Raw genomic sequence first — 4734 nt, 5'->3', positions numbered from 1 at the left:
GGGCCTCGCGGGCCTGCTCGCGGGCGCGCGCCGCGTCGGCCGCCGCGGTCTCGGCGTCGTCGCGGGCCTCGTCGCGTTCGGTCTGCGCCGCCGCGATCTCGGTGGCGGCCTCCGCGCGGACCTGCGCGAGCTGCCGCTGCACACCCACCGGGGACAACTCGGCGTGCAGGGACTCGGTCAACGTCTCGACGATCTGGTCGAGTCGGTCCACCGCCTCCCAGGTGCGGGCCACCTGCCCGGGCAGACCGGGGGCGTTGCGGTGCCGCATCCGGCTGTTGCGGGAGGCGCGCTGGCAGGCGCCGTCGTTGTCGCGGCAGTAGCGAAACGGTCGACCCGCGCCGACACGTTGCGGCACCGGCGCTCCACAGTGGGCGCACGGGCGGGTCTCGGTGGTGCTGGGCTGGGCGTCCATCGAGGGCGAAGTCTAGTGCCGGCCGATCAGCTCGCCGCCCGGGCCGTCGCGTCCAGGGTGTAGCGGCGTTGCAGCAGCAACGCCGCGAGCATCGCCACCGCCGGCAGCAACCCGAAGCCGTAGCGGACCGCCGCGAGCGCGGCGTCCGGCTGCACCGGCGACTCACCGGCGGTCGAGGCCACGAAACCACCAACGGTCAGGCACAGCGCGTACGCGTACGGGCCCAGGGCCGCGCCGGTGGCCTCGGTGGCCGTCCACACCCCGGTGTAGGTGCCGGCCCCGGTGCTGCCGGCGTTGCTGGCGGCGCGGATCACGTCGGGCAGCATCGAGAACGGCAGCAACTGCATGCCGGCGAACGCCACCCCGAGCACCGCCACCGCGGCGACCAGCACCGGCAGGCCGGCCGGTCGACCCACCGCCAACACCAGGGAGCCGATCGCGAACGCGCCCTGCGCCCCGAGCAGCGCCCGCTGCTTGCCGACGCGTCGGGCCACCACCAGCCAGGCAGGGGTGACCAGCAGCGCCGGCGCCACGAACGCGGCCACCAGCACCGTGGTCAGGCCGGGGGCGCGCAGCTCGTACTCGGCGTAGTAGGGCACCCCGGCGAGCACCAGGTGGGTGGTGGTGGACATCGCCAGGTACGCGGCCACCAGCCACCGGAACTGCCTGTCGCGCAGCGCCGTGCGCAACGCCCGCCACCCGCCGTGCCCGGCCCCGGTGCTGGCCGGCGCGGACCCGCGCAACCGGGCGATGCCGGCGACACCGACCAGCATGGCCACCAGCATCCCGACGGCCAGGACCACGCCCATCCGCTGGTAGCCGCCCCGCGTCGCGGCGTCGCCGCCGGTGAGCAGCGGGGCCAGCAGCCCGGAGACCAGGATGCCCAGGGTCAGCACCACCATCCGGAACGCCATCAGCCGGGTGCGTTCGTGGTAGCCGATGCGCAGGTCGGCCGGGGTGGACAGGTAGGGGACCTGGTAGGCGGCGAAGAGCAGGTTGCCGGCGATGAAGAACACCGCCACCCACGCCGCGGCCGGCGCGCCGGTCAGGCCGCCGGGCACCGCGAAGAGCGCGGCGAACGCGACCGGCAGGGCGCAACCGAGCAGCAGCAGGCGACGACGGTCGCCGCGTCGGGTCTGCTCGACGTCGGCGCGGTGCCCCACCCAGGGGTGCAGCAGCACGTCGGCGATCTTCGGCAGCAGCAGCGCCAGGCCGGCCAGCCACGGCCCGACGGCCAGCACGTCAGTGAGGAAGTAGAGCAGCAGCAGGCCGGGAACGGTCACCCAGACACCCATGCCGAGCGAGCCGGCCGCGAAGCCCGCCAGGGGCCCGCGCGGCAGCGCCGCGTCGGTGGCGGCCGCGGGCCGCCGGTCCAGCCCGGTCATCGCCGCATCCTCTCCGCAATCCAACGGTTGCTGGATTCTAGGGGCAGAATGGCGGCCATGACCATGCCCCGCCGCCGCCCGGGTCGGCCCCGCCGCGACGAGACCCGGCCGACCCGCGAGGTGGTGCTCACCGCGGCGACCGCGCTCTTCGCCGAGCGGGGCTTCGACGCCGTCGGGCTGCGGGAGGTCGCCGCCGCCGCCGGGGTCGACGTCGCCACTGTCGCGCACCACACGGGTACGAAGGCAGCGCTCTACGACGCGTGCTTCGCCCGGGTGTTCGCCGCCGAGCGGGAGGTGCTGACCGAGGCCGCCGAGCAGGCGCGCGCCGCTCTCGACGCCGGTCCGGACGCGGCACGACGGGCCCTGCACGAGCTGGTCGACGTCTTCGTCGACTTCCTGGAGGACCGCCCCGAGACCACCGCACTGTGGCTGCGCCGCTGGCTGGAACCGCAGCGGCACGCCGAGCTCGACCAGCGCTACGCCGACCCGTTGTACCGGCTGGTCGCGGAGCTGCTCACCGCCGCCGCGGCGACCGGCGCGCTCGCCGAGCCGACCCCGCACATCACCGTGCGGAGTCTGGTGTGGGCGACGCACGGGCACGTGGTGGCGCTGGCCGCGGGCGCGCCCGGCGCCCGGGAGCGGCGCGAGTTCCGGGCGTTCGTGCACCGCCTGCTCGACGGGCTGTACGGATCACCGACCCCTTGACGGGCCGCCGCCGCGCGACGATTATCCATCGGACGTTGGATTAATGGGGGCGGCAATGGGCGTACCACAGCGGGTGGCGGTGATCGGGGCCGGCGCCGCCGGGCTCGCCGCGGTCAAGGCACTACGCGACGCCGACGTGCCGACGGTGGGCTTCGAGGCCGCCGAGCAGGTCGGTGGCCTCTGGGTGTACGGCGCACCCGACTCGCCCGCGTACCGCACGCTGCACCTCAACACCAGCCGTGGTCGAACCCAGTTCGCCGACCACCCGATGCCGACCGACTGGCCCGACTACCCCGACCACCGTCGTGTCGCCGGCTACCTCGGCGACTACGCCACGCGCTTCGGTCTGGCCGACACCATCCGGCTGCGCCACACCGTGGAGCGGGTCACCCAGCATCCCAACGGCACCTGGACGGTGGCCGCCAGCGGCCCGAACGGGCCGGTCGAGGTCACCGTCGACGCCGTGGTCGTCGCCAACGGGCACAACCGGGTGCCCCGGCTGCCCGACCCCGGCTACCCCGGCACCTGCACCGCCGAGCAGATCCACAGCCACGACTACCGGGGTCCGGAGCAGTTGGCCGGCCGGCGGGTCCTGGTCGTCGGCGGCGGCAACTCCGCGATGGACATCGCCGTCGACGCGTCGTACGCCGCCACCCGTACCCTGCTGTCGCTGCGCCGGGGCGTCTGGGTGGTGCCGAAGTACCTGCTGGGGCGCCCCTCGGACACCCTCAACGGTGCGTTGGCCCGTCGGCTGCCGTGGCGTCTGCGCCAACGCATCAGCCAGACGATGCTGAGCGCCACCGTCGGCAACCCGGCCCGCTACGGGCTGCCCGCACCGACGCACGGCTTCCTGCAGGACCACCCGACGCTCTCCGACGGGTTGCTGTCGCGGCTGACCCACGGTGACGTCGAGGCCCGACCCGGTGTCGCCGCCCTCGACGGCGACCGGGTGGAGTTCACCGACGGCCGCAGCGACAGCGTCGACCTGATCATCTGGTGCACCGGCTACCGGGTGGACGTCCCGTTCCTCGACGCGGCGCTGCTCGCCGGAGGCGCCGACACCCTGCCGTTGTACCGGCACGTGTTCCACCCCGACGCCCCCGGGCTGAGCTTCGTCGGGTTGATGCAGTCCACCGGCTCCGCGTTCCCCCTGGTCGAGGCGCAGGCCAAGCTGATCGCGGCGCACCTCGCCGGCCGGTACACGCTGCCGGACCCGGAGCGACAGCGCGCCGCGTGCCGGGCCGAACTGCGGGCCGCGACCGCCCGCTGGGGTCAGCGCCGCCCGGCGATGCGGGTGGACTTCGACGTCTACCTGGCCGAACTGGCCCGGGAGTTGACCGCCGGGACCCGCCGCGCCCGCTCCGGCACGGCGCCCTCGGTCGGGGCACCCCGGTGAGCGGCCGAACCCTTACCGGTCGGCGGGTGCTGGTCACCGGGGCGAGCGGGACCTTCGGCCGCCACCTCGGCGCCGCGCTGAGCGCGGCCGGCGCCCGGGTGGTGGGGCTCGACCTGCACGCCCGTCCCGACGACGACGTGCCGGTGCTGGGCTGTGACCTGACCGACCCGGACGCCGTACCGGCGGCGGTGCGGGCCGCCGTCGACCGGCTCGGCGGACTCGACCTGCTGATCAACAACGCCGGGGTCGGTGGTCCCGCGCCGGCCGAGTTGCCGCCCGACGAGGTGGTCCGTCGGCAACTGGAGGTCAACCTGCTCGCCGCCTGGCGCACCACCGCCGCCGCGCTGCCCCCGCTGCTCACCGCGCGCGGACGGGTGATTTTCGTGGCCAGCCGGATGGCGGTGCTGCCGCTGCCGCTCGCCGCCGCGTACGGGGTGAGCAAACGGGCCCTGGTCGCCTACGCTGACGCGCTGCGCCACGAGGTGGGCACCCACGTCGGAGTGAGCGTCGTCTACCCGAGCATGGTCGCCTCACCGATCCACGACAGCACCGCCGAGGCCGGGCTGTCCCTGCAAGGGGTGTCGCGCCCCGAGCCCGTCGAAGGGGTGGTCGCGGCGATCCTGCGGACCGCCACCGCCCGGCGGGCGCCCCGGGACGTGGCGACCACCACGCGCGGCCGGCTGGAGATGGCCGTCGGCCGGCACGCGCCCGCGCTGGCCGACCGGCTGGTACGCCGTACCCTCGCCGCCCGGCTCGCCGCCGGTGACCTGGACGCCGCGCCGCTGGCCGCCGGGATGCTCGGCCGCCACCGGGGGCGCTGACCGCCCGGGTCAGGG

At 75.4% G+C, this 4734-nt stretch carries 4 protein-coding genes and 1 pseudogene; 3 read left to right on the top strand and 2 right to left on the bottom strand.

Features of this window, described 5'->3' with window-relative positions:
* A pseudogene (locus GUI43_RS33070) lies at positions 1-412 on the bottom strand (hypothetical protein); the annotation flags it as partial.
* A 26-nt stretch (positions 413-438) separates the two neighbouring features.
* Entirely contained in the window at positions 439-1797 is a 1359-nt protein-coding gene (locus GUI43_RS33065; protein ID WP_112700708.1) for an MFS transporter, read from the bottom strand.
* 57 nt (positions 1798-1854) lie between these two features.
* On the opposite strand from GUI43_RS33065, the gene GUI43_RS33060 reads away from it, so the two are divergent.
* Genes GUI43_RS33060 through GUI43_RS33050 form a run of 3 tightly spaced genes read left to right on the top strand, consistent with a single transcriptional unit; the run spans position 1855 to position 4719 of the window.
* Entirely contained in the window at positions 1855-2502 is a 648-nt protein-coding gene (locus tag GUI43_RS33060; RefSeq protein WP_225855064.1) for a TetR/AcrR family transcriptional regulator, read from the top strand.
* Between the two features lie 55 nt (positions 2503-2557).
* Positions 2558-3898: a flavin-containing monooxygenase gene (locus tag GUI43_RS33055; protein ID WP_112700706.1), complete on the top strand. Its 1341-nt coding sequence runs from the start codon at positions 2558-2560 to the stop codon at positions 3896-3898.
* Positions 3895-4719: an SDR family NAD(P)-dependent oxidoreductase gene (locus GUI43_RS33050; RefSeq protein WP_112700704.1), complete on the top strand. Its 825-nt coding sequence runs from the start codon at positions 3895-3897 to the stop codon at positions 4717-4719. The genes GUI43_RS33055 and GUI43_RS33050 overlap by 4 nt, the downstream gene beginning before the upstream one ends.
* Positions 4720-4734 lie beyond the last annotated feature (15 nt).

It is taken from the genome of Micromonospora noduli (assembly GCF_003264365.1).
GTDB classification, from domain to species: domain Bacteria; phylum Actinomycetota; class Actinomycetes; order Mycobacteriales; family Micromonosporaceae; genus Micromonospora; species Micromonospora noduli.
The sequence above is the reverse complement of the archived record's forward strand: the minus strand, read 5'-3'. Positions and strand labels throughout refer to the sequence as shown.